A 25,797-nucleotide genomic window follows, 5' to 3' on the forward strand; every position below is an offset into this window, starting at 1 on the left:
AAAACACTATATATGAAAAAAGTAGCAATATTGATCGTTTTGTATATTAGCTCATTTGTTTGTTCTGCACAATCTAATGATTGGAGCTACGGATTGTCTATGGGGACATCGTTGCCTATCGGCAATTACGCATCCTCAGATTTATCAAACAGTAAGTCCGGGTTTGCAGACCCTGGATTCTTTTTAGATGCCTCAGCATATTATGAAGTAAACAGCTCTTTTAGTTGGGTTGGGCGAGTTAGGTTTGTAAATAATCCAATCGATGACCTTTCTGCATATGAGAGTGCTGTAGCGCAATCCTACCCCGGAATGGCTCTTGAGGCAGATGACGAAGATACCGACTTTGAAATAAATGGTTGGTTATCAGGTGCCATTTTAGCTGGAGCGCAATATCGATGGACAATCTATAATACTCATTTAGATGTTTATGGGATGTTAGGTCTTCAGATATGGTTTCTTCCTCAGCATGAGTTAAGTAATCCGAATGTGCCTAATAGACCTAATATGACGTATATAGAATCTTCTGAGAAAGATCAAAATATGAGTTTAGCATCTGTCGTTGGCGTTGCCTATAGCATTCCAATTAAAGATCTAATATATTTAAGATTTAACTGTGATTGGTCTGGAGCAAACGTCAAAAGTACTTATTCTCAAAATTATGTTCCCAAGGAGGTCACAAATGAAACTCCAATTGAAAAAGTAGGTGAAGTTTCTTATAATTCTTACACTTCAAATATTAATATTGGAGTGGGACTTGTATATCAGTTTTAATACACATTAAATTTTTTAGTTCTTTATGTTTGGCTTAAATTTGTAATTCACTACCTAAATAATCATAAAAGTTAATTGAATGGCTAAACATAAAGGACATATTACTATACATGATATTGCAAAGGCATTGAACGTCAGTGCGTCGACTGTTTCTAGGGCTCTTAAAGATGATAAAAGAATAAGTGAAGCAACAAGGAAGAGGGTAATAAAATATGCACAAGAAAATGGTTATCGTCCAAATGTTGTTGCATCTAACTTGAGAAAGCAGAGAACTGAAACCATTGGTGTTATAGTTCCTAGGATCGATCGTCACTTCTTATCTACTATAATTTCTTCTATCGAGCAATATGCACATCAACATGGATTCTCTGTTTTGATTACCCAAAGTAGAGAATCTATTATTGCTGAAAGTAAGGCTGTACTAACGATGTTTAATCAACGTGTGGATGGGTTATTGGTATCGACTTCATTAGAGACTGAAAATGAGCTGAATTTCGATTTGTTTATTAAGAATAATATTCCACTCGTGTTTTTTGATCGTGTACCTGATAATGATCAGCTCAACCGAGTGGTAACTAATGATCAAGAGTCTTCATTTAAAGTAACTAGACGATTATTGAGCAATGGACATAAAAAAATATTCTTTGTGAATGGTCCATCAAATATATTAGTTTTTAGAAATCGTTTAAAAGGTTTTCAGCAAGCTCTTTTTGAAATGGGTTCTGTTTGGGATGAAACATTATATAGAGAGTGTGACTTGACTCGAATTTCAGGTCGTCGAATAGCTGAGGAAATCTTGTCGTCGAATAATCTCCCCAATGCGATTTACTGTTCAAATGATACAACAGCGCTGAGTTTTTTACAGGTAGCACAAGAGAAAGGGCTATCTGTTCCTAAGGATTTTTCTCTTCATGGATTTAGTGATGAGCCGTTTAGTGCTGTGTTGACACCGAAGTTATCCTCTGTGAGACAACCTGGTGAGGAGATGGGGAAAGTTGCTGTTGAACGTTTAATTGAATTGATAGAAGATGATAAATCAATTGCTGAAACAGTTATAATACCATCCGTGATTAAGAGTAGAGAATCGGATATTAAAAAAACAAAAAGTCGCTTGTCATAACCATTTGTCTTTCATTATATTATTATAATTGTATGTTTTTTATTTTACAGATGAATTATAGGTGAGCAATATTATGAATAATATTAACGTTGTTTATGATATGTGTTGTGGTTTATTCTTGCTTATCGAAAGATCTGATTTTTCTTTTTTACGAAGAAGAAGTATAAAGAATGAATGGAGTTGTTGATTTATCAAAGATTGCAAATTAGTATGTTTGATAATTTAGCATCGACAAATTGTTGTGTAACCTCAAATTATGAAACCAAATATGGCATTGCAAGAAAGACAGTGGTATGCTATCTATGTACGATCTCGAACAGAGAAAAAGATAGGTGAAGCGCTGTGTAAATTAGGTATTGAAAATTATGTGCCGTTAAAACGGGAGTGGCGTCAGTGGAGTGACCGCAAGAAACTTGTTGAAACTCCTGCAATTAGTGGTTATGTATTTGTTCGTATTAATATTGCTGAGCGTTTGATTGTTTTAAAATGTCAAAATGTAATTCAATTCGTAAGACATCTTCAACGTGATGCAGTAATCCGAGATGTTGAAATTGAAAATCTAAAGCTTTTTCTTGAACAGACCTCGGTTCAGATTGAAATTGTTAGTGATAGAATACGACCAGGAACAACCGTAGAAGTAATTGAAGGTCCCTTTATTGGTTATATTGGTGAGATGGTTGAACATCATGGAAAAGAGAAAGTTATTGTTCGTTTTGATGCGTTGCAAAGCAGTTTTCTTGTTGAAATTGAGCAATATAAAATAACTATTCCGAAGGCGGGATAGGTAAGAGATGAGATTGTTTTTTAGAAACAATCTCATCGATATTATTATTGTGCACAAATCTTTCGTGCCATTCCTTTGAATATCCATACGTGAACAGGGTAAAGTAACCACCAATAAATTCTTCCCCAAAGCCCGTGAGGATAAAATAGTGCATTTTGAATAAAGTAGTAATTGTTGTTATGATAAGTTATGTACAACTTTAGCATGGCTGTCCCAGGAAGTTTCATTTCGGCTATTAGTGTTAGCATCGGTTTGTCTTTATCAGCTTCTATTATTCTCCAAAAGTCAAGTGCCTCTCCTTTGTTCAACGTGCTTTTGTTATTTCGTTTACGATATCCTACTCCACCAACCAATTTATCTAAGAAGGCTCTTAGTCTCCATAGAATAGTTCCATAATACCAACCATTTTCTCCCCCAATGGCCCATATTTTCTCTGTGATATTACTAATCTCTTCTTTTGTGATTTCTTTCTTAAATAATTGTTGATATGCTCCATATGGAGCTGTTCTTTTTTCTTCAGAAATAGCGTCATATATGTTTGATAGTAGATGAGCATCACTCCATTTGGAAACCACATCATTACCATCGTAGTGAGATAGAGAGAATTTTACTGCCTCTTTATATGTTAGTAATCGAGAGGGAAATAACTCTTTGATATTTTCTTCATGACACACGACATCAATTTTCATGCTTTCAACAAGATTGATTGCTAGATTATAACTTGTTGAAGTCACAAAATATAACCAATAAGAAGAGAGTCTTGGTGTCATTACTGGAAGCGTAAGGATATATCGATGTAACGAACGAACTTCAGCATACTGTATTAACATTTGTTTGTATGTTAATACTTCTGGGCCACCAATGTCAAAATGAATAGAACGGTCAGGATATAGATGGATTACTTGTGCAAGATAGAATAATACATCTCGAATAGAAATTGGTTGACATCTTGTAAGAAGCCACTTGGGGGCTACCATTATGGGTAATTTCTCAACTAAATCTCGTATTATTTCGAAAGAAGCACTACCTGATCCTACAATAATTCCTGCTCTTAATGTGATTACAGGTATATTTCCATTGTTTAGAATTTTCTCCACGGTAAATCGAGATCTAAAGTGAGGGGATAAGGTTTGTTGTGTGTTTACTATTCCACTCAAATATATAATTTTTGATACCCCGATTGAATTAACTAAAAGCAAGAAGTTTTTAGTCATTTGTATTTCTAAAGATTCAAAGCCTTTATTACTACTCTTCATAGCATGAATAAGGTAGTATGCCACATCGCACTGAAATTGATTATGAAGCCCTGTCTCATCATCTAAAAAGTCATGTTTTATCCACTTGAGATTGTCTGTCTGTGTTAACTCTTCAATCATTTCATTGTGACCTCTGTGTGTGCAGTAGAGTTGGTGCCCTTCTTTCAATAAAACATTTATAAGCCTTTTTCCAATATATCCTGTTGCTCCTGTGATTAATACTCTCATATAGTTGTTTTTAATAAATGGAACAGTTATATTATTACAAATGTTTGGTAAAATATGGCTACAGTAATAACATACGATAAAAAAGAGAAGTGTCTGTATTCTGATCAAGATAAAAAGACTCTTGCTGAATTAGATCACGATGGAATTTTATTTGAGAGTAATCAGACTATACTACATCTGTTTGCTTCAAATCACAATCGAAAAAATCGTTGCTTTTTAATATTTCCTGGAGGAGCATATCGTAAACTTTCTATGAATACAGAAGGAGTTGAGATTGCTAGAGATATTTGTTTACATGGTGATGATGCGATTATTGTCCAGTATTGCTTACCTTATGGTGATATTCGTGACTCTTTAGCTTCTATATACTATGCATTGCATAAACTTTGGTTATCTCCGATTGGTAAAAAAATTGATTGGAATAATATGCACATTATTGGCTTTTCTGCCGGTGGTCACCTTGCTGGATTAATATCAAATCTCGTGAACTTTCCTTTTGATCATCATTCTTTGTGGTTTAATTTAAAATCATTGTGTTTGGGGTATCCTGTTGTATCTATGATAGAGAGTTTTAAAGACGAAGGATGTTTAGCTAAGATTGGAAGTGATTGGAATATTCAGGAGAACATCAAGTTATACTCATTAGAGTGTTTAATTTCATCTAATACTGTGCCATCTTTTATTATATATGCACGAGATGATCAACGGATCTCACCTAAACATTCTGTTTTATATTTAGATAAACTTTTAGAGTTCTCCGTTTATCATGAGAAGTTTATTCTTGATATAGGAGGACATGGATTTGGAAAAGGTGATGGTCTTAAAGATAATTGGTTTTGTCATTATTTAAAATGGATAAATACATTATGAAGAATATATTGCAATATATAGAAGATCTTTTTTGTGTGATCAAAGAATACCTGTTTGTCGTTATTTTAGTCTCATTCTTCCTTGTTTCTTGTAATAAGAATGATGAAAGAAATGAAGTGGATAAAATTGTTCAAAAACCTATGCTGATTGGTGCGGATCTTAGTTATGTAAGTCAGTTAGAAGATAATGGAGGTAGCTTTAAAACTGAAGGAGGTGTTGTTGATTCGTATCAGTTGTTTTCTGAAATAGGGAATGATATCGTTCGTTTGAGACTTTGGCACAACCCTACTTGGAGTCCTGTCGCTGAATCAAATAATCCAAGGTCACACTATAGTAGCATAAGTCAGGTTGTTAATGATGCTGTACGAGCGAAAGAAAATGGAATGGATATATGTTTAGATATACATTACTCTGATAATTGGGCTGATCCACTGCATCAGTCTCCCCCTAAAGCTTGGGATAATACTCAAAGTCTGACAGAGTTGAATGAGCTTATATATAGTTATACCTATTCGGTATTAAATTCGTTTAAAGATAAAACTGTTATTCCTAAGTTAATCCAAATAGGAAATGAGATAAACAATGGAATTATGTCAACTCCGAATCTAGATTCTTTTCCTAATGTTTCAATTTCTGATGGTAATTGGAGAGCACAAGGACAATTAATTAATAGTGCGATTAGATCGGTAAGGGACTTCGAAAAAGAGAATTCATGTGATATAGATATAGTGCTTCATATTGCAGATCCCAAAAATATTGATTGGTGGTTTACAAATATAACACAAAATGGTGCTGTTACAGATTATGATATTATAGGCTTTTCTTATTATCATATCTGGCATACTGAAGTTGACTTCTTTAATCTTGAGAAACTTGTCGTGGATTCCAAAAGAAAGTTTAAGAAGAAAGTAATGATAATGGAAACAGCATATCCTTTTACAGAACAAAATAATGACAACTATGCAAATATTTATTATAAGCAAGATCCTATTTCGGGTTTTCCTTACTCCGAAGAAGGGCAAGCCGAGTATTGGAAGACGCTTTTAGACATAATGAAAAGAGCAAATTGTGACGGTGTTTTCTACTGGGAACCATGTTGGATAACGACCTCTATGAAAGATCAATGGGGAACAGGGTCTTCTTGGGAGAATTGTGCCTTCTTTAATTTCAATGGAAACGCGAATAAAATAACTCAATTAAAGATTAATTAGCCTCATATTTAAGATATATTTTATCCGCTTTTTGTGTATATGATTTCATACATTATTTAAATTTTAGCATAAAATATTCTAAGTCGTGAAAATAGGATAGGTGCAATATATGAATGCAATTACTTAGAACCTGTAAACATTATAATTTGATAGACTATTGAGCTATATTATATTTTTGTAGTGCCAAGTATCCTTAAACTATATTCCTATTGATAGGAAGGGATAGGAGTGACTACAATACAGTTTCTATAGATAATATCTTGTGATTCACTCCATATAACAAATATGGCTTCTGTATTCGTGAAATAGTTTCCCGAATGATCTATGACAATTATTGATATAGGACTGAAGTAATGTGAGTCAAGATGATGTGAAGTTAACTCAACCTTCTATATTTTAAGTTATTAAGTTTTACTATTGTTGGAATTGGTGAAGTGGTTGTTATACTATCATTAAACAATGTTTACACCTCTACCATAAAGGGTATTAATACGGAGTCGAAACGGTTCAAATACGGTGATCCTATTAACATAGCTCAAGCCTCTTTCGAAGTTGCTTTATGAAAAAGACCTGATTCTTGAGTGAACTATGAAGGAACCTTGAACGAAGTATGAATCATCACCGTATTCGAACCGTATCAAAGCCGTTATATGACTGTATTGAAGCAGGGGAGAGCTACCGTTTTTATGGGTAAAGATGTGTTGAGGACCAGGGAAAACGCTTTTAAGATTTACATAAAAAATACGTATATTTAGGACGTTATGCTTTTGTTGTTTATCGACTCAGGTAATTCATGACAAAAGGGAGGTTTCCCTTTCAAAAAAAAACCATGTATACAGATTCTTCATATCATTATGATAAACACTTTATTTCATCCTTTTCTTCATTAATTGATCCCCGCAGAACAACTAATGGCAATTATACTTACCCAATGCTGGAGATTTTATTTCTCACCATTTCGGCAATACTATCTGGGCGTGACACTTATAATGACATTGTAATATTCGGGGAAATTAAAATTGATTGGTTAAGGAAATACTTTCCTTATGAAAAAGGAATAAGCTCCCATGACACGATCTCAAAGTTATTTCAAGAGATAGATAATGAGGCCTTTAATGACTGCTTTACTGAATGGATATCTAAGTATTCTTTTACCAATAAGGAGAGTGTTATAAGCATCGATGGCAAATGTATCAAAGGTTCGGCTAAACGTAAAAAAGGTGGAGTACACATCGTGTCAGCATTCGCTTCGGAACAGGGTCTTTCTCTTAGTCAGCTTGTCACAGATAAAAAGAGTAATGAAATTACTGCCATTCCTGATTTAATAGATCTTATTTCGATAAAAGACAAGGTTATTACAATAGATGCTATGGGATGTCAAACAAAAATAGCAAAAAAGATTATCCATAAAGAAGGAGATTATGTTCTACAGGTAAAAGGGAATCAAGAAAAGACAGAAGAGGAGTTAAAGATACAATTCAATCCAGATCTAGTTGATGATTCGAATATTACAGAGGATGTTGGTCATGGTCGGATTGAGACTCGTATATGTGAGATAATAACAAACTTTGAGAAGAATTCTACGCTAGAAAAATGGAAAGGTATACAAAGTCTCATTCGTGTTACTTCTTGTGTAATAGATCAGGATAGCGACAAAGAAACAGTTCAGACACGATATTATATTTCATCACTAAATACTAGTGCTAAGGAATTTAATCGTATTATTAGATTGCATTGGGCCATCGAGAACAATCTTCATTGGTGCTTAGATGTAATCTTTAGGGAAGACAATAAACAGCGTAAGAAAGAGAATTCAGCTGCCAACTTTAGTATAATCTATAAAATAGCACTCAACCTAATGCAAATGACTGATGATAGGAAAAGTAAAGAAAAAAAAGGTTCATTTAAAGAGAAAATTACAAGGTCGACATTAGATGACAACTACCGTGAGAAATTATTGAATGCATTCCTCTGTAATAATTAATGCCTGATAATCAAATAGTTTTAAAAGCGTTTTCCCTGTGTTGAGGCACTGTTGTAAGGCCTTGCTTATGTCTTCTTTATTGACCTTCTTTACTTCATAAAATGGTAACATTTAGACGACTGTTTGTAGATTCGGTCAGTCGTCTAAGTGTTAACTACTGTATTGGAATAGATCTACTATTACCAATGGTATCTATCTTTTTTATTTCGTAGTTCTTACTATAGTTCATGATAAACAAGGTGTTGTTCATGAAACCACCGAATTTTGACACTTTGACAAAGTTAGGATCCATCTGATTTAGATTAACTTTGTTATTGTAGATCATTTGGGTATAGTTGCTACCAAATTTTAACATTGCCGATCCAAAATAGAGTGAAATATCATAGCCTTGGAGTGCATAATTATTGGGTTCAACATTAAAATAGCTGCGGTAGCGTTTAATAAATGATAAAGTGGTTGTACTGTTGTAATCAACATGATAAGGAGCAAGATAATGAAGGTTTAGATTGTGTAATACCTCTTCTTTAATACTACGATATTTTGTCCATTCATTAAAACCAATAACAGTGATGTCAAAATCTAGAGAGAGCGCATTTAATTGTCCTAAAGTTTGACTCACGATTGCTTCATTACGTGATGGTAAAAGTATTATGTTGGGTTGATCTTTCTTTAATATGAATCGAAGTCCTTCTAGTCCATATAATCCAAGTTTAAACTCTGTATAGTGAGTGATGCTATCTTGATTAATATGTTCTTTAAATAGAGCCGTCTTTATTGGAGTGATTAGCTCATTGGTTAGTCCTTTATCATTTGTCTTAATTGTAATGATATTTTTATCTGCATAAGTATCGATGACATACTCAGCCGTTTTTGTTGCTTTGAACGAAGCCGATGGGTTTACTTGATATAGATTCTCATAATTTCTAGTCGTTTGAGAATCTGATGATAATGGAGAGATAACTGGGACATGTTTGTTTCCGAGATGCTGCATTAATGCTTGTTGTGTCGTTGGAAAAATAGGACCAATAATAAGGTCTAAATTACTAAATAAGCCTTTTGCATAAAGGGAATCAATACTATGGGTCTTTTTCTCTGTATCAAAAAGATATAGTTTAACATTTAACCCCTTTCTGTTAAGTGAATCAATTCCGACCATTACACCTTCATAAAAGGATAAGAATTTTTTAGACCTTGAATATAAACGAGGTGAATTAACATTGACTGAATCATTTTTTGAAGAACTAAACCTCTCCTTATTCAGTTGTAGATTAACTTCTGAATAGATTGGGAGCATTATTCCGATATTAAATATTTCAGCATTTGGGTTGATAATAAAATCTTTCGTTGATAAGAAGCTTATTTTATCAATTAAGTATGATGCTTGTAGTAGAGAGTCATTTATTCCTAATTCGAAGCTGCGAGCTACTTCAGGTTTAGGAATCGTAATTTCATCTCCCTTCATTAATCCTTGGATCTTTAATCTAGGATTTAATTCTTTAAGAATATGTACCGTAACTCCATGTTGATTTGCAATCGTATATAAAGTCTCTTTTCCTTCTACATGGTATTGATAAAAGTTATCATTGTCAAGGATTCGAACAACCTCATTTGTAGTTCTTCTATATGGTAATCTGATGACTACATTCGGAATTAGTTCGTCATTAAGAATAGGGTTAAAATGAAGTATATCACTTTTAGTTACACCATATTTTTGCTCTAACTTCCAGTATGAATCTTTGCTCGATATTCTATAGTGAAAGAATTTATTTTCAATCACTTTGTTTGTTTTATTATCAATTGTTGTTCCAATGATTGTTGGAATCAAGATTGTGTCATTGATACTAAGACTAGATGAAATATTCGGATTTAGATTTTTTATATTCTCAAAAGGGATGTTGTATTTTCGAGAAAGGAAAAAGAGCGTTTCTCCATCTTTAACTATATGTTTCTGATAGTTGGATATGCTTTGTTCTTCATTAATGACATCATTCTTCTCTTTAATTTCAATAGGAATACGAAGAAGATCTCCTTTTTTTATGATGTCATTGCTTTGAAGGCTATTAGCTCTTTCGAGTTCTTTAACAGAAATACCATAGTTTCTTGCAATTGAAAATAGCGTCTCTTTTTTTTCTACTTTATGAAAACGAATAGAGTCATTATCTTGGATGTTGTTGAAGAGGAGATTTTTTTCTTTCTTCTGATTCTTCTTAATGATTGGGATTTTTATATAAGTGTCAGATTTCAATCCTTCTGTAGACAATTTAGGATTGACCTCGTAGAGCTTTGACGCTTTAATACTGTATTTTTTTTGTATTGAGTAAACTGTTTCCAATTTTTTTACTTTGTGAAGGATATATACCTTTTTCCCCACTACGACCTTAGTGTCTTCATTGGATTGTGCCATGAGACCCATGGAAAGAAATAAACAATGAACAAAAACAATGACGAATAAAAATCTGTTTAGCATCATTAAAAGTAAATATGAAAAGAAGTGTTTGTAATGAAATTAATTTTCCCAAAATCGATCTATAGATTATATTATAGTATCGAAGTGAATTACAAATGTAAAAAAAGTTGACCTGAAAATTATGGTTATATAGTATTTATTTGTTGGGGTTCCCTTTTTTTATTAAGCGTTTTTAAAATAAGATACTTCATTAATGTGTATGATAGATAATGTTAAGATGCATTTCTCTTTAAATTATGATGTTCTTGTTAATTTTACATCAAATAATATTGGCTATATTTATTATGCGAATCGAATCTTTTGAGACGAATTAATTATACTACATAAAACATTACTTATGCAACGAAAAAAAAATACTCTTATATGTTGCTTGTCAATAATCATGGCAAGTTCATTATTATTGGGGTGTAGCTCGAAATCTTCCTCCTCAAGTACTGGTGTGCTAGCTAAGGTGTCTACAGATGATTTATATTCTTACATGGATCCTTTTATTGGGACGGGAGGGCATGTTCATACATTCCCAGGAGCAACATATCCTTTTGGAATGATTCAATTGAGCCCTGATGCTGATACCAAGGGTTGGGATTGGTGTGCTGGGTATCATTATTCTGATACAAATTTAAAAGGATTTAGTCATAATCATTTGAGTGGTACTGGTTGGTCTGATCTAGGGGATATTTTACTCATGCCTGGTTCGGGTAAATATTTCTTAGATGCTGGTCCAAAATCGAACCCCGACAAGGGGTGGAGATCACGATTTTCACATAAAGAGGAGTCTGCGTCTCCTGGGTATTATCAAGTCAAACTACTAGATAGTGATGTAAATGTAGAGTTGACCGCCAATAAACGTGTCGGTTTTCATCGATACACTTATTCCAATGATACGAAAGATAAATGGGTAGTAATTGATCCAACGAACAAAATATTTGGAAAGGTATTGGACACAAAGGTTGAAGTTATTGATGATAACACAGTGTCAGGATATTGTCATAGTACGGGATGGGGTGGTGATAGATATATCTATTTTACTGCGTGGTTCTCTGAATCAATCAAAGATGTAATTTTTACAGATGGGAATAAAGAAGTTAATGCCCGTAAAAGTTTCGATGATAAATCATCGAGAGTCATTGTTTTTTTTGATAAAAGTTTAGTTAAACCTTTAGAAGTAAAAGTGGCAATCTCTGGAGTTAGTCAAGAAGGAGCAAATAATAATTTAATACTTGGTGGTGGGCAACTGTCTTTTGATGAAGCAAAAAGTGAAACAGTAAAGAAATGGCATGAGGTTGCAAATATTATTGAGGTGAGTGGTGGTACTGAATCACAAAGAAGAATTTTCTATTCAGGTATTTATCACAATTTTATTGCTCCCAATTTATGGATGGATACAGATGGGTCTTTTGTTGCACAGGGAAAGGTCTTCGAGACTAAAGAGTTTACTAATTATAGTACATTTTCGACATGGGATACTTTTAGAGGTACATTTCCTCTCCTCTCTTTGATTCGCCCTAACGATGTGTCTGATATGGTTAATTCGTTAATTTCAAGATATCGTGACTCAAAAGGACACATCCCTTTATGGGAGTTGTTAGGACATGACAATACATGTATGATTGGAAATCCAGCTATTATCTTTATCTATGATGCTATACAACAAAAAGTTCCTGGTATAGATCCATACGAAGCTCTAGAAGCAATGGTTGATTTAGCAACGCATAATAAAATAAGTAGTTCTGATGGTGATGGCGGTCTTGAGGATTATATGAAATTAGGATACGTTCCTGCAACGATTCCGAAATCTGTCTCAAAAACGTTAGAATATGCTTATGCCGATTGGTGTGTTGCAGAATTGGCTAAGGATTTAGGCGAAACTCTTATAGAGAACGAGTATCGTAAAAGAGCTTTGTCATATAAATCGTTGTTCAATAATAACATGAAACGTTTTTGGCCAAAAGATAGAAAGGGACAATGGATTGAGCCTTTTGAAACAGATAGCTGGAAAAGATTAAATAAATATTGGGTTTCTGGAAATGTATGGGCTTACGACTATTTTGTTCCCCACCAAATGGCTGAATTAATTAAGTTAAAAGGAGGTACAGATGCTTTTGAAAAAGATTTAGATATTTTGTTTACAACTCCTCTGAATATGAAGGGGGAACAACATGTAGATATTTCTGGATTTATTGGAGGATATGCTCATGGTGATGAACCTGGTCACTCTACTGCATATCTTTATGACTATGTAGGTGCCCCTTATAAAACGCAGAAATATGTAAGACAGATTATGTCAGAAATGTATAACGACACTCCCGATGGAATGATAAATAATGAAGATTGTGGTCAAATGTCTGCATGGTATATTTTTAGTGCCATGGGTTTCTACCCTGTTACACCCGGATCTAATCAGTATGTATTAGGATCACCGATATTTGATCATGTGAAGTGGAATTTACCAAATGGGAAACATTTTGAAGTAGTTGCTCATGGACAGTCCGCAGATGCTATATACGTTGATCATGTGAAATTAAATGGTCAGGATTATAATAAACTGTATATAACAACTGATCATATATTATCCGGGTCTAAACTTGAATTCTTTATGAGTGCAGAGCCGAATAAGACTTTTGGTAATGGTGTAAATTCTTGGCCTCAATAAATGTTTTAGGGGGATAAGTTATAACTATTAAAAAGCGACAATAGATATCTATTGTCGCTTTTTAATAGTTATAACTGTCTAGTTCTTTGAATAAGAAGATGGTCTGCAATAACCAGTGCTGCCATAGCTTCAACAATTGGAACTGCTCTTGGTAGAACACATGGATCATGACGTCCTTTTAGTTGGATGGTTACCTCTTCTTTTTGTCTATTGATCGTATTTTGAGTTTTAACTAAAGTTGCAATAGGTTTGAACGCGACTCTAAAATTAATGTCCATTCCATTGGATATGCCACCTTGAATTCCCCCAGAATTATTTGTTCTTGTCTGTATTTCTCCGTCTTTGCTATAGAAAGAATCATTATGAACTGATCCAGGTAGAGATGTCCCTTCAAACCCTGAACCATAATCGAATCCTTTTACAGCATTTATTCCTAGCATTGCTGCACCTAAGTCAGCATGGAGTTTGTTAAATACAGGTTCTCCTAATCCAGCAGGAACTCCTTTTATAATGCCAGTTATGACTCCGCCAAGAGAGTCTTGTTGTTTTTTAGCATTCTCTATTGCTTCAATCATATCTTCTGCAACTTGATTGTCTGGACAGCGTACGATATTGCTTTCAATATTTGATAGGTCTAAAGAGGAGTGGTCTTTGTTTAAGTGTATATCACCGACTTGTGAAACATATGCTGCAATATCAATTTTAAAATGTGAAAGAATAGCTTTTGCTATTGCTCCACCAGCTACTCTTGCAACTGTTTCTCTTGCAGACGACCTGCCTCCCCCTCGATGATCTCTTATTCCATATTTTGCAATATAGGTATAGTCAGCATGAGAAGGTCTAAAGATATTTTTTAAATTATTATAATCTGATGAGTGATGATCTTTGTTTCTAACAATGAAACTTATTGGTGTTCCTGTGCTCATTTCATCATGTACTCCAGAAAGAATCTCTACTGTATCAGATTCATTTCTTTGTGTCGTGATATGAGATTGTCCCGGTTTTCTTCTATCTAATTCTGACTGGATATCATCTAAGGATATTTTTATTCCAGCAGGACAACCATCTAGTATGCCTCCTACTGCTGCTCCATGAGATTCTCCATAAGTTGTTAATCGTAATATATTTCCAATAGTATTCATAAGGCTAATAATTGATTTTTTGAGAACGGTCGATAGTTCTCTTGATTGTAAAGATATAAAACGTTTCTTTTAGGCTTATGTTTTTAAAGTGAAATAGTGTTGATATAACAATGGGGATAGCTAATGCCATCCCCATTGTGAATAATATACAGTTTCTTAGAGTAATTTACTTTCCAAGAAATGTTTTTACTTGGTTATAGACATTCTCACCATTAAATCCAAGCTCTTGATCAAGAACAGTATAAGGTGCTGAGAATCCGAATGAGCTTAATCCCCATACACATCCATTATTTCCTACTAAGCCTTGTAGTGTTACAGGAAGACCAGCTGTAAGTCCAAATTTAGGAAGTGCTGTAGGTAAAACCTCTTCTTGGTATTCAGCAGACTGACTGCGGAAAAGTCCTTCTGAAGGTGCTGAAACAATACGAACAGCAATACCATCAGCACGAAGTTTTTGAGCTCCTTCTACTAATGTGGATACTTCTGATCCAGATGCAAGAAGAATAATTTCTGCATTTTCATCATCTTCAACAATATATGCTCCTTGCGCTGCAGCCTTAGCATCTTCGTAACGAGAATCTTCTGTTGGAAGATCTTGAACATTTTGACGTGAAAATATCATTCCTGTAGGAGTTGATGTATTCTCTAGTGCCAATCTCCAAGCAACAGTTGTTTCCTGTGCATCTGCAGGTCTAAGAACCAACATTGAGTTTTCACCCTTATGATTCTTTAGGTGCTCCATCAAACGAATTTGAGCCTCTTGCTCTACAGGTTGATGCGTTGGCCCATCTTCTCCTACACGGAAAGCATCATGACTCCATACATACTTTACAGGAAGTTCCATCAAAGCTGCCATACGGATTGCTGGCTTCATGTAGTCACTGAATACGAAGAAAGTACCACAAACAGGGATAATACCTCCATGTAGAGCCATACCATTCATAATACAAGCCATTGTAAGTTCACAAACGCCTGCATTAAAGAAGCTACCTGTAAAATCACCTTTCTTGAAAGGATAACTTCCACCTTTTAAGAATCCATCTGTCTTATCCGAATTTGATAAATCAGCTGAAGCTACAATCATGTTGTCAATTTCAGAAGCGAAATATTGAAGAACCGTTGCTGATGCATTACGGGTTGCGCTATTTGCTTTTTGTTCGATCTTATCGAAGTCAAAGTCTATTGCATCCTTACTGAAAAATTTAACTAGTTTATCAGCTAATTCAGGGTTTGCTGCAGTCCATTCAGTTTCAATGCCTTTCTGGCCTTTCATCCATGAACGTAGAGCTTCTGCTCTTTCTGCGTATAGTGCTTTTACATCATCAAATACTTGAAATGGATTTTCTGGATTTCCACCAAGATTCTTGATCGTGTTTTCCATAGAAGCACCTGCTGCACTCAATGGTTGACCATGTGTAGACACTTTGCGCTCAAATGATTCTCCTTCAGCACTTAAAGCTCCTTTACCCATCACTGTTTTACCAATAATAAGTGTAGGTCTTGATGTCTCATTATTTGCATCAATAAGTGCTTGACGAATAGCATCTGCATCATTACCATCAATGGTAATTGTTTTCCATCCCCAAGACTCATACTTCATTGCAGTATTTTCAGATGTAACTGCGTCTGTAGTCGTTGACAGCTGAATATCATTTGAATCATAAAACATGATCAAATTGCTCAATCCTAGAGTTCCTGCAATACGACCTGAACCTTGAGAGATTTCTTCTTGAACTCCACCATCTGAAATGAATGCATACGTTTTGTGTGACATCCATTCTCCAAATCGAGCCACAAGGAATCGCTCGGCAATTGCAGCACCAACAGCCATCGTATGACCTTGTCCTAGTGGTCCTGATGTATTTTCTACTCCGCGTGCAAAATCAACCTCTGGGTGTCCTGGTGTAACTGTTCCCCATTGGCGGAAATTTGCAAGTTCCTCCATACTATAGTTTCCTGCTAGAGCTAAAGTCGAATAGAGCATTGGAGACATATGTCCTGGATCCAAGAAAAATCTATCGCGATGAGGATACAATTTATTGTCTGGGTCATATCTCAAAAATTCACTATAAAGAATGTTGATGAAATCTGCTCCACCCATTGCTCCACCTGGATGACCTGATTTTGCCTTCTCAACCATAGCGGCTGAAAGGATTCGAATATTATCCGCTGCTTTATCTACTACCTTGTTGTTCATTGTAACTAGATTGATATAAAAGTATGCACTAAATTTTAAAGCCCAAATATAGGAAAAAAATAGCAGTATTTAGTCCAACTGTTTCAATCTTTCCCTGCTAATCGTCTTGTTTTAAAGAAAACAGTCAAACTAGTTTAGAATAATTTTAATCTTATGTTAGAGCTGTGTTTGTGGATTGTTGTCATTTAATATGAAGGTTTTGTGTAAAATCAAGAGGAGGTACATGTAACTGTATCTCCTCTTGGTAGCAATTATATCAATGGTCTAAAATGCGAAGGCAAAACCTGTTTTAATAGACCAATATTCTTGTGAAGCCATATTATTATTCTCGATGGTGTAATTATATCTTGCACTACCATTAAAAAATAGATGACTATTTAATTTAAGCATTATACCTATTTCTGGAGCGATTCCAAATTGCCAATTATCTGCTTGGAAATCTACGCCACCCAGTGTTTTCTCGTAACTTGTATATACCCCTCCAGCTCCAATACCAATGTATGGCACTAGTTTTGACGTTGATGGATTCTTTAAGTAGTAATGAAACGTTCCCATTAAAGATGACGTATAGACCCAATTGTATGCATTTCCTGTTAAAACGATGTCTTTATATTCCATTGTTTCTTTTCCTTTCGCATCATAGAAGTTTTGAAAATCACCACTGAAACCTACTGATAATTTGTTGCTAACAAATGTGCGATATTCAATAGAGGTACCTCTAAAGCTATTGGTTTGTGTGAAATCTTGAATCTCACCAGTTGCGAATCCCATATTATAGTTTACAATAAATAAACTATTGATAGATGGTTCTGTAAGTCTCGCAGGTGTTGTATTTGCATAGGTTCGTTGAGCTTGAAGAGCTGTCGTGGATATTGCAAGTACAAGTAGTGTAATATATAATTTAATGTTCATGACGTTCTAGTTTTATTATTTACCTAAATAAGTAGATTGGTCAAATGCTTGAGGAATATTTTTTTCAATTCTAGACTGTATGTAGCTGTCAGAACCTTGTAATAGTCCACTGATATTTGCTTCCCAAACAATCGGGAGTTTCTTGTTTTTAGTATCTGCATTTTCCATATCTATCATTTGTATGATGACACTTCCAATTTTATAAGCATAGTAGCTGTTGTAATATGGGTACCAAGGAGAATAGCCTGGTCCAAACCATGGGTAATAGCTTCCCCATCCGTACCATCCCCAATAATCGTACCAATCATAAGATATGGCACCTACATATGTTGTTGACATTGCCGAAACAGTAAGCATAAGTTGTGGTGTCGCACCATTAGTTTCATTTGCTTCTAAATAGCCTAATGAATTTAGCTCTTCCTTTATTAGGCTAATTGTTCGATCATCGTATTTATGAGATATAGGATCTTTAATGGAACTTTCAGGTACAATATGTACTATTGTATCAGGGATCTCGTAGTAAGTCGGTTCTGCGAATTTGAATTTAGCATCGTGAGTTGTGACAACTAAATCGTAGTCTTCTACATATTCTGGTCCTTGTTCTTCACAAGAAAAGAGTATTGGGATTAATGTAAATAACAAAGCAGTTCCCCATACATTTTTTAGTCGTTTAATATTACACATCATTGTTTTAAGTTTTAGATTCTATTTAATCTATTTCAATCTCTGTGCCATAAAATATTAGGTTGATGTAATTTAACTAATTTCGACTATTTTAACCACTGATGTAGATGCTTTTTTTAATGAGTATTGGCTTTGTGATCTGATTGATGTTTTGAATTAAATGGAGTTGTGTGTTCGTTTGATTCAAGTGGTGATACAAAAAAAGAGAGGTCAACTTTCTGACCTCTCTCTTAAAAATATGATTATCAACTTGTAGTTTTATGCAAGATGAACCGTTTCAATACTATCTTGCCCAAGCTTAATTGCCTCCAAGTTTATTGGGATTAATTTATGATGTCTTTCAGGAAGAGATTTCTCTAATCCTTTCTTAACATTCTCAGGACGAACAACAGGCTTCACTTTTAAGTAACCTCCAAGAATGATCATGTTAAATGTCTTTGGATTACCCATCTCTGCTGCTTTCTTTGCTCCTTCAATCTTATAGATATTAATATCTGTTCGAGTTGGAGGGTGAATGATTCCATTGGGATCATAAATTAATGTCCCACCTGGTTTAACAGTCTTTTCAAATTTGTCCATAGACTGTTGGTTCAGAATAACAGCGGTGTCGTATTCATGTAGGATAGGAGAGCTGATTCGATCATCACTAAGTATTACTGTAACATTTGCTGTTCCACCTCTCATTTCAGGTCCATAAGAAGGCATCCATGTTACCTCTTGATCTTGCATCACTCCCGAATAAGCAAGGATCTTACCCATTGATAAAACACCTTGCCCCCCGAAACCTGCAATGATTATTTCTTCTGTCATAATATTCAAGCGTTAGAAATGTTGTTAATTACACAAATTATTTACCTACATTAGGTAGATCTTCTGGTTTTACTTTCTCTCCATCTTTTAAAACTCCAAGTGGATAGAATGGGAACATATTATCTCTCATCCAATTGTTTGATGCCTCAGGAGTCATCTTCCATCCAGAGCTACATGTTGAAACAACTTCAACAAAAGAGGTTCCTTGTTTGTTTTTTGTGTTTTCGAAAGCTTTACGAAGAGCTTTCTTTGTCTTTCTAACTGCGGCAGGTGTTTCAACACTTTGACGAGTGACATAACATGCACCAGGCAGTTGCGCTAACATTTCTGTAATTCTTAATGGATATCCGTGAAGGTCAATATTACGGCCATAAGGTGTTGTTGCTGTAACTTGTCCTTGCATTGTCGTTGGAGCCATTTGTCCTCCAGTCATACCATATATACCATTGTTGACAAAGACCATAACCATATTTTCTCCACGGTTAACTGCATGCAGTGTTTCCGCGGTACCAATGGCTGCAAGGTCACCATCTCCTTGGTAGGTGAATACAATTTTCTCAGGATTAAGGCGATTGATTGCAGTTCCTAGTGCAGGAGCACGTCCGTGTGCTGCTTCTTGCCAATCGATATCGATATAGTTGTATGCAAACACTGAACAGCCTACGGGTGCAACACCAATTGTGTCCTCCTGAATTCCCATTTCGTCAATTATCTCTGCGATAATTTTGTGTATTACACCATGGCTACAGCCTGGGCAATAATGCATTGTTTCATTAGTCAGCACAGAACTTTTTTGTGAAACAACGTTTTCTGGTCTAATAATATTTTTTAGTGCTTCTGTAATTTCTGTCATCTTTTATCCTCCGATAACTTTTTGCTCTAATGCAGTGACTACTTCACTTGGAGAAGGAATAATTCCACCCATTCTTCCAAAATGCTCTACAGGCTTTTTACCATTTACAGCCAAACGTACATCCTCAACCATCTGTCCAGCATTCAACTCTACAGTCAAGAATCCTTTAACTTTATCTGCCAATGCAGCAATCTGCTTTGTTGGAAAAGGAAAAAGAGTAATTGGACGTAATAGTCCTACTTTATATCCTTTATCTCTTGCTATTTGCATAGATTTTTGACAAATACGTGCAGATGATCCGAAAGCCACAAAGATATAATCTGCATCTTCACAGTCGATCTCTTCGTAACGTACTTCATTTTCTTGAATCTCTTTATATTTCGCTTGGAATTTAAGATTGTTCTGTTCCATTTGTTCAGAATCAAGCTCCAATGAAGTGACAATATTCTGTTTACGATCTTTTGACTTACCAGTTGTAGCCCATGATCCAGATATCTCTTGGATCTCTTCGTCGGTCCAACGTGGCTTCTGTGGAGCAAGATTAACTTTCTCCATCATTTGTCCAATAGCACCATCAGAAAGGATTAATGCTGGATTGCGATATTTAAATGCAAGCTCAAAACCAAGTTCGACAAAATCGTGCATCTCTTGTACTGAAGAAGGTGCCAAAACAATTAGTTTATAGTCACCATGTCCACCACCTTTAACACATTGAAAATAGTCAGCTTGTGAAGGTTGTATTGTGCCTAAGCCTGGTCCACCTCTTTGTACATTAAGGATAAGACAAGGAAGTTCTGCACCTGCTAAATAAGAAAGACCTTCTGTCATCAAGCTAATACCCGGGCTAGATGACGATGTCATTACTTTTTTTCCAGAGCCCGCACCACCATAAAGCATGTTAATAGATGCAGTTTCACTTTCTGCTTGAAGAACAACCATACCTGTAGTTTCCCATGGACGGCTATTCATTAGGGTTTCCATAACCTCTGATTGAGGGGTAATAGGGTATCCGAAGTATCCATCACAACCACAACGAATGGCTGCTTCAGCAATTACTTCATTTCCCTTCATTAACTTTAGTTCTCCCATTATCTAAATCTTTTTAAGCAGTTTTTACTCGGTACACTGTAATACAACTATCTGGACATACCAACGAACAGTTGGAACATCCTATGCAACTATCTGGATTCTCCATATAGGAGAAATTGTAGCCCTTGCCATTGACGTTGCGGTTTAGGCTTAGTGTTTGTGTCGGACAAGCTACAACACAAAGGTTACACCCTTTGCATTCTTCTCGATCCACCACTACAGCTCCTTTTATTTTAGCCATAACTTACAGGTTTTTTTATTTATTAGTGACAATAAATATGTGAAATACTATTGTCGATATTGTGATTGAAATTTTTCTATTCTTTCTCGCAACATTTCTAGTTGCTCTCTATTTACATGTGAAACACATGCTCTTAATCCCTCTTGGTTACTTCCGGTATTGTTCAGTGTAATAGCACTGACTCCATAGTGAAGAAGAGCTTTTAGTAATGTTGCTCCGTCCATATTCGGGTAAGAAATGGTAAAATAAAACCCATCTCCAATATCTTCACCTAAATCTTTATCATAAACAAGATTGAAACCGTTCTCCAAAAATATGCTTTTCATAACACTTGCACGATGACGATACTCATCTAAATTTTCTAAAAAGTTTATTTTTTTATCATTTACAGCTTTAAACATTGCTGCCATAGCACATTGTGCTGAATGAGAAGTTCCTGATGAAAGAGAATATAGTGCTCTATAAACAATTGCACCACTAAAGTTTGAAATGTTCCACTTTTCTTTAAGTTGTGGATATGATTTCTTCGACAGTTTATCAGAGATCGCAATGAGGCCAATGCGTTCGCCTGCATAAGAAAAGATCTTTGAACTAGAGATAAATAGGATGTAATTGTCAGTGTAATTTGCCACTGTTGGTTGGAATGGACTGTTACCTAGATCTCCGTAATTATGTCGGAAATCCATTCCAAAATATGCCAAATCTTCTAATACAATAACATCATATTTATTCGCAAGAGTTCCAATCGTTCTTAACTCTTCTTCTGTTAAACATATCCATGAAGGGTTATTTGGATTGGAATATATTATTGAATGAATATTTCCTTTTGAAAGATAATCTTCCAGTTTTGCTTTTAGTTTCTCTCCTCGATGCTCGTATACATCAAATGATTCATAACGATGTCCCATAACCATATGCTGTTGCTTTTGAACAGGAAAGCCTGGATCAATAAAAAGAGTAGTGTCTTTTTTTGCATCTATCTGGTTGCATGTTAAAAAAGCCGCATAAGTTCCTTGCATTGCCCCAACTGTAGGAATACAATTTTGTGGGTTAATATTAATGTTAAGGAAGTTTTTAATAAAACGATGACTCTCATTCTTAAAGGCAGCTACTCCTTCAATCGGAGGGTATTGAGATGCAACTCCATCATTAAGAGCATTTATTTGTGCCTGAATACCTTCATTCAATGCAGGAATTCCTGGAATTCCCATTTCCATACGAATAAATGGAACTCCACTTTCGTTTTGAATGTTGTTTGCCAATAAAACAATTTCTCTAATGGAAGCTTGATCTAAACTTTTTAGCTCTAATTTTTGAATATTGCGAGCTACTATATGGTTTTCAATAGGTGTTTGATTCATTGTTGTATTTATCGTCGTATGATGCGGTGAAACACTATTTGGTTATGAAGGGCGTCAACTTTCACAAGAAATAATGTGAGGTAAACATCTTAGGTTTTAAGCAATGTCAAGGTATTTATGCGCATCCTTATAAAAAATGTGTGTAATTGCAATGATTATACACATGTTATAGGAAATAAATTTGATCTAAATATAAGAAATAGTTTTGTCTTATCCTAGATGCTTAACCTTTGAGGTAAATAAAAGACAAATAGTTTAAATTGAAGAATTGATTTAAACTATTTGTCTTTGAGCTGTTTACTTGTTAAATTCTGGTTGTATCAATGAAAGCCAATTTAGAACTCGTCCATTAGTCTTGTCCGATTCAAAATCTTCATCGACTGGTAGGCCTACAAACTGATTTCCATCTGTTGCTTCAGAATGAGAAAATTCATAGTCTTTAACATCCACTCTGCCGATAGTTTTTACTCCTCTATCTTCTAATATTTTAACTAATTTACCTAATCCATCCACAAAATGAGCAGAATAAGTAATGTGATCTCCAAGTCCAAAGCAAGCAATCGTCTGATGTTTTAAGTCTAAGTTAAGGAGTTCTGGAAAAAAATTAGACCAATCATCTTTGCGGAAAGTTTGATCCCATGTATCATCTCCAATGGTTGCTGTACCACAGATTAGATTATCATATGATAACCATTTTTCTGTAGTGATCTCTTTTACTGGGATGAGATCAATTTTATCTTTGCCAAATTTCTCAGTAATCAACTTTGCTACTTTTTCTGTTGATCCTCCAGTAGGACCATAAACTAAAGCGATTTTATTCATAATTAAAATAAAGGTGTTAGTGGTTTTTATAAGGGAGATCGATTCTATCTAGGCATAATTCCTTTTTTATATTCTCCCAATATTGAAAGACTACTCACATTTTTTAATGCTTTGTGAATAGCTTTCTCATACTTATCCTGATCTAAATATTCTAGGTCGACATGAAAAGAATACTCTTCTGGTTTACCTAAAATAGGAATAGACTGAATTTTAGTAAGATTAATTTCATATTCACTGAAGATTTTTAGAACATTTGCCAAGGATCCATGATAATGACCACATTCAAAACATATTGATGTTTTATTATTCTCCAATGTTGTTTTCGATTGTTTTGTTAAAACTAAAAAACGTGTATAATTACGTTTGTTTGTCTCTATACCTTTCTCTTTTATTTCCAACTCATAAAGTTCAGATGTTCTCGTATTTCCGATTGTTGCAACATCTGTTCTTTTACTCTCCATAAGTGCTTTTGCGGCACCTGCAGTATCACTCTTCTCAAGAAGAATTGCCTCTTGTGCATGCTTTTCTATATACTCCATGCATTGTTTTAAAGCAATCGGGTGGGAGTGGATCTCTTTAATTTTTTGTGGATCAGCTCCTTTGTTCATTAATAAATTCATCTCGATGTGAAGATAAACTTCACCAATAATACGAAGATGATATTGTCTCATTAGAGAGTAATTACCAAGTAAACTTCCTGCAATAGAGTTTTCTATAGCCATAACACAGAGATCAACGTGATCTTTGTCAACCATTTCTACCGCTTGTTTGAATGTTTTACATTCAACAATTTCAACCTCTTCGTTTTTAAAATACTTCAATGCAGCATCTTCGTGAAACGACCCCTTTATTCCTTGTATAGAAACTCTCTTCATCGGTCTTCTTTAATCAGTTCTGTTCTCTTTTTTGTTTATTAGAGCTTTTGTCATCACAACTCTTTAAATGAAGTGACCCAAAGGCATAAAAGTAATGTAACCAATTATCGATGCTTTGTATAAATTAATACTGTTAGTATAGTGAAAAATTAATGTTTAAATAACACTGTGACATTTCTTGATCTATCATTTATGCGTGGAAAACAATTAACGGTTTTGTTGTATGAAACAATACTTTTTTTGTTTTACTTGGATTAAACAGTGATGTAATAAGGTTTCTTCGATGGGTTGTCATCGCAATCATATCACAATGATGTTTGTCGATAAAGCTATCTAAGCAAGTGGTGATATCATCCATCTCTTCGGTATAAAACTTTAGATCTATCACATCTTGAAATTCATCTTTAATCTTCATCTCGAAGCGTTGAATCTCATCATCATCATAAGGCGATTTAGACCCTTTGGAAGATGCATGAAGAACTTTTATATTTAGTTTAGGAGTGTGAGGCATAAAAATGTTGATCAATTTATGCAATGCGACAAAGTCTGATTTTTCAAAGCTTGTAACATAAACAACGGATTTCTCTCCTTCTAAATATGCTGAATCTTCAGGTACTGCAACAACTGGAACATGAGCTTTAGATATAATATGAGATGTAACACTTCCGAACCAATAGTCACTGTTACTTCGTCCTTTGTTTCCAACGATGATTAAATTATAATCTGCCTCTTCTACGTAGTCCAATATAGTATCCTCAGCAATACCACCAATAAGATCAGTATGAATTGCTAAATGATTTAAATCATGTTCTGCAATGTAGCCTGTAAGCTGTTTAACAAAACGTTCCATACTCTCTTGTGCATTCTTTTCAATATCTGCTAGTGCTTCATTGACGGAGCTAGAGAATGAGAATGTGTTTTCATAAGTCAAAGGACTTATGATAGGGTTGAAATATGTATGGAATAGGGTTAATTCAGCTCCTTTTTTATTCGCAACATGAAGTGCATATTTTGCTGCGTTGTATGCATTTGTTGAGAAGTCAACGGGAACAAGAATCTTGTCAACTTTATAGTCTAACTTCATTCCATCAGGATTTGGGTTCTCTTTGTCATAGACACTCCCCATTTTCTTTAGAATTTCTTTTGCTTTGTCTAGATCGTCTTCATATACCAATAGTTCAATTCCATTAGGAACATTAGTATGTATAGAGTAGTCAAGACCTTGATGAATAATGCTATTTGCTATACCCATTGAGTCTAACCAACCTTTTGCTAGATAAGCACGATGCAAATAAGTATACCTTGCAACGGCTACTAGTGGAGTTTTATTCTCATCGCTCATGATTATCTTTTTTTATGATTACTCGTTTCTTGTATAAACCATTAATAACTTATTTTGTTCTCGTGATATCCCAATTTAGAACTTATATATTTTCTGGTTGGATGTAAGTGTATTGTAGTCAGAGG

The 25,797-nt window shown here is 34.7% G+C and carries 21 protein-coding genes; 7 read left to right on the forward strand and 14 right to left on the reverse strand.

The features are described from left to right. The first annotated feature begins 12 nt into the window (after window positions 1-12). The 3 genes from K5X82_00970 (at window position 13) to K5X82_00980 (ending at window position 2,675) form a co-directional block, all read left to right on the forward strand. Complete coding sequence (locus K5X82_00970; GenBank protein ID QZT37479.1) at window positions 13-771, forward strand: hypothetical protein; 759 nt, start codon at window positions 13-15, stop codon at window positions 769-771. Window positions 772-850: 79 nt separating this feature from the next. Further along, window positions 851-1,891: a LacI family transcriptional regulator gene (locus K5X82_00975; protein QZT37480.1), complete on the forward strand. Its 1,041-nt coding sequence runs from the start codon at window positions 851-853 to the stop codon at window positions 1,889-1,891. Between the two features lie 256 nt (window positions 1,892-2,147). After that, window positions 2,148-2,675: a UpxY family transcription antiterminator gene (locus K5X82_00980; GenBank protein QZT37481.1), complete on the forward strand. Its 528-nt coding sequence runs from the start codon at window positions 2,148-2,150 to the stop codon at window positions 2,673-2,675. 44 nt (window positions 2,676-2,719) lie between these two features. On the opposite strand, the gene K5X82_00985 is transcribed toward K5X82_00980, so the two are convergent. Continuing rightward, the gene (locus K5X82_00985; protein ID QZT37482.1) at window positions 2,720-4,159 is read right to left on the reverse strand and encodes an SDR family oxidoreductase; all 1,440 of its coding nucleotides are present in this window, start codon (window positions 4,157-4,159) and stop codon (window positions 2,720-2,722) included. A gap of 54 nt (window positions 4,160-4,213) precedes the next feature. Between K5X82_00985 and K5X82_00990 the strand changes: the two genes are divergently transcribed. From K5X82_00990 to K5X82_01000, 3 genes are all read left to right on the forward strand, one after another. Further along, window positions 4,214-5,029 (forward strand): hypothetical protein, encoded by an 816-nt coding sequence (locus tag K5X82_00990; GenBank protein QZT37483.1) that lies wholly within the window; start codon window positions 4,214-4,216, stop codon window positions 5,027-5,029. Further along, complete coding sequence (locus tag K5X82_00995; GenBank protein QZT37484.1) at window positions 5,026-6,240, forward strand: arabinogalactan endo-1,4-beta-galactosidase; 1,215 nt, start codon at window positions 5,026-5,028, stop codon at window positions 6,238-6,240. Before K5X82_00990 ends, K5X82_00995 begins: the two co-directional genes overlap by 4 nt. Window positions 6,241-7,069: 829 nt before the next feature. Beyond that, the gene (locus K5X82_01000) at window positions 7,070-8,224 is read left to right on the forward strand and encodes an ISAs1 family transposase (protein ID QZT37485.1); all 1,155 of its coding nucleotides are present in this window, start codon (window positions 7,070-7,072) and stop codon (window positions 8,222-8,224) included. Between the two features lie 154 nt (window positions 8,225-8,378). Here the strand turns inward: K5X82_01000 and K5X82_01005 are convergent, their stop codons facing one another. Further along, a complete protein-coding gene (locus K5X82_01005; protein QZT37486.1) occupies window positions 8,379-10,628 on the reverse strand; it encodes a LysM peptidoglycan-binding domain-containing protein in 2,250 nt (749 codons plus the stop codon). Between the two features lie 400 nt (window positions 10,629-11,028). Here K5X82_01005 and K5X82_01010 point away from each other — a divergent pair, with 400 nt between their 5' ends. Beyond that, window positions 11,029-13,344: a GH92 family glycosyl hydrolase gene (locus tag K5X82_01010; protein ID QZT37487.1), complete on the forward strand. Its 2,316-nt coding sequence runs from the start codon at window positions 11,029-11,031 to the stop codon at window positions 13,342-13,344. A 68-nt stretch (window positions 13,345-13,412) separates the two neighbouring features. Here the strand turns inward: K5X82_01010 and aroC are convergent, their stop codons facing one another. From aroC to K5X82_01070, 12 genes are all read right to left on the reverse strand, one after another. Continuing rightward, complete coding sequence (gene aroC, locus K5X82_01015) at window positions 13,413-14,486, reverse strand: chorismate synthase (protein ID QZT37488.1); 1,074 nt, start codon at window positions 14,484-14,486, stop codon at window positions 13,413-13,415. 166 nt (window positions 14,487-14,652) lie between these two features. Then, the gene (locus K5X82_01020; GenBank protein ID QZT37489.1) at window positions 14,653-16,683 is read right to left on the reverse strand and encodes a transketolase; all 2,031 of its coding nucleotides are present in this window, start codon (window positions 16,681-16,683) and stop codon (window positions 14,653-14,655) included. A 264-nt stretch (window positions 16,684-16,947) separates the two neighbouring features. Then, window positions 16,948-17,595, reverse strand: coding sequence for an outer membrane beta-barrel protein (locus tag K5X82_01025; GenBank protein ID QZT37490.1), 648 nt, complete (start codon window positions 17,593-17,595; stop codon window positions 16,948-16,950). A 15-nt stretch (window positions 17,596-17,610) separates the two neighbouring features. Then, window positions 17,611-18,282, reverse strand: a complete 672-nt coding sequence (locus K5X82_01030; protein ID QZT37491.1) for a DUF4136 domain-containing protein — start codon at window positions 18,280-18,282, stop codon at window positions 17,611-17,613. Window positions 18,283-18,537: 255 nt separating this feature from the next. Beyond that, complete coding sequence (locus K5X82_01035; protein QZT37492.1) at window positions 18,538-19,089, reverse strand: 2-oxoacid:acceptor oxidoreductase family protein; 552 nt, start codon at window positions 19,087-19,089, stop codon at window positions 18,538-18,540. Between the two features lie 37 nt (window positions 19,090-19,126). After that, window positions 19,127-19,942 (reverse strand): 2-oxoglutarate oxidoreductase, encoded by an 816-nt coding sequence (locus K5X82_01040; protein ID QZT37493.1) that lies wholly within the window; start codon window positions 19,940-19,942, stop codon window positions 19,127-19,129. A gap of 3 nt (window positions 19,943-19,945) precedes the next feature. After that, entirely contained in the window at window positions 19,946-21,013 is a 1,068-nt protein-coding gene (locus tag K5X82_01045; protein QZT39066.1) for a 3-methyl-2-oxobutanoate dehydrogenase subunit VorB, read from the reverse strand. Between the two features lie 31 nt (window positions 21,014-21,044). Further along, a complete protein-coding gene (locus K5X82_01050) occupies window positions 21,045-21,272 on the reverse strand; it encodes a 4Fe-4S binding protein (protein QZT37494.1) in 228 nt (75 codons plus the stop codon). A 47-nt stretch (window positions 21,273-21,319) separates the two neighbouring features. Beyond that, window positions 21,320-22,633, reverse strand: a complete 1,314-nt coding sequence (locus K5X82_01055) for a pyridoxal phosphate-dependent aminotransferase (protein ID QZT37495.1) — start codon at window positions 22,631-22,633, stop codon at window positions 21,320-21,322. Window positions 22,634-22,930: 297 nt separating this feature from the next. After that, a complete protein-coding gene (locus K5X82_01060) occupies window positions 22,931-23,455 on the reverse strand; it encodes a flavodoxin (protein QZT37496.1) in 525 nt (174 codons plus the stop codon). Between the two features lie 44 nt (window positions 23,456-23,499). Beyond that, the gene (locus tag K5X82_01065; GenBank protein QZT37497.1) at window positions 23,500-24,330 is read right to left on the reverse strand and encodes a prephenate dehydratase; all 831 of its coding nucleotides are present in this window, start codon (window positions 24,328-24,330) and stop codon (window positions 23,500-23,502) included. 190 nt (window positions 24,331-24,520) lie between these two features. Continuing rightward, complete coding sequence (locus K5X82_01070; protein QZT37498.1) at window positions 24,521-25,672, reverse strand: universal stress protein; 1,152 nt, start codon at window positions 25,670-25,672, stop codon at window positions 24,521-24,523. Window positions 25,673-25,797 lie beyond the last annotated feature (125 nt).

The organism is Prolixibacteraceae bacterium (assembly GCA_019856515.1).
In the GTDB taxonomy this organism is placed as follows: Bacteria; Bacteroidota; Bacteroidia; order Bacteroidales; family Prolixibacteraceae; genus Halosquirtibacter; species Halosquirtibacter xylanolyticus.